The 1,007-nt window shown below is 59.7% G+C and carries 1 protein-coding gene and 1 pseudogene; one reads left to right on the top strand and one right to left on the bottom strand.

Going from position 1 to position 1,007, the window contains the following annotated elements; genetic code table 11:
• Nucleotides 1-618: histone deacetylase family protein (locus EN884_RS36950; protein ID WP_164895460.1), on the top strand; the 618-nt coding region annotated here is incomplete at its 5' end.
• A 127-nt stretch (nucleotides 619-745) separates the two neighbouring features.
• Here the strand turns inward: EN884_RS36950 and EN884_RS36945 are convergent.
• Nucleotides 746-965 (bottom strand): annotated as a pseudogene (locus tag EN884_RS36945) (IclR family transcriptional regulator C-terminal domain-containing protein); the annotation flags it as partial.
• Nucleotides 966-1,007: the final 42 nt, after the last annotated feature.

Raw genomic sequence — 1,007 nt, 5'->3', positions numbered from 1 at the left:
GTGCGGGTGCTGGCGGGAGAAAAGGCAATGTATGCGCTTTGCCGGCCGCCTGGCCACCACGCCTACCGCGATCAGGCAGCCGGCTTCTGCTACCTGAACAACACCGCGATCGCGGCCAACTGGGCCGCGTCAAAAGGCGCGCGTGTGGCAATCATCGACGTGGACGTGCACCACGGCAATGGCACTCAGGCCATTTTCTACCACAGATGCGATGTACTCACGGTATCGATGCACGGCGATCCGGCCTGGCTCTACCCTTACTACGCCGGATATGCCGATGAGGTCGGCGCCGGAGTTGGTGAAGGATACAATCTAAACCTGCCAGTGCCACTGATGAGTGGCAGCGAGGTCTATTTGGCTGCCGCGGCAAAAAGTTGCGACGCGGCGCGGCAATTCTCGCCGGATATCCTGGTTGTCGCTCTTGGTTTGGACGCCTCCCAAGCGGACCCCTTTGCCTGTATGGCTGTGGACGAAAGTGGGTTTCACCGAATGGGGAAAATGCTGGGGGCGCTGTCGCGACCGACCCTGATAGTTCAGGAGGGTGGTTATCCCTCTCCGACTCTTGAGCGTTCGCTCGCGGCATTCCTTAAGGGATTTATAGAGGGTCGTAGCTCCTGAGGGTCACCATTGGATGGCCGTTTCCGGCGTACAGCATCAGCTGGACAGTTTATGTGAGCGCTTGGTGTAGAGAGGTCATTCTCATCTACGCATAACCTTTTACTCGGTTCTTGTGCTTGTTCGACCATCACACCACGAAAAAATCCTCAATGCGCTCTTTGCCTCCAGCAGTGCCGGCAGGAGTTCCCGCTCCATCTCCGCGACCGAGAAACGGGCCGACTGGGTCGAGACGTTGATGGCCACGACCGTGCGTTCTGCCGGTCGACGATCGGCACGGCGACCGAGCGCAGGCCGAGTTCTAGTTCCTCATCGACGATGGCAAAGCCATCCGCTTTCGCCTCGCCGATGTCGCCGCCCAGCCGAACTCATCGGAACGGGTCGCGCCTGGC

It is taken from the genome of Mesorhizobium sp. M7A.F.Ca.AU.001.01.1.1 (assembly GCF_004022735.1).
Classification (GTDB): Bacteria; Pseudomonadota; Alphaproteobacteria; order Rhizobiales; family Rhizobiaceae; genus Mesorhizobium; species Mesorhizobium ciceri.
Note: the sequence above shows the minus strand (reverse complement) of the source record. Positions and strands in the feature narration are given on the sequence as shown.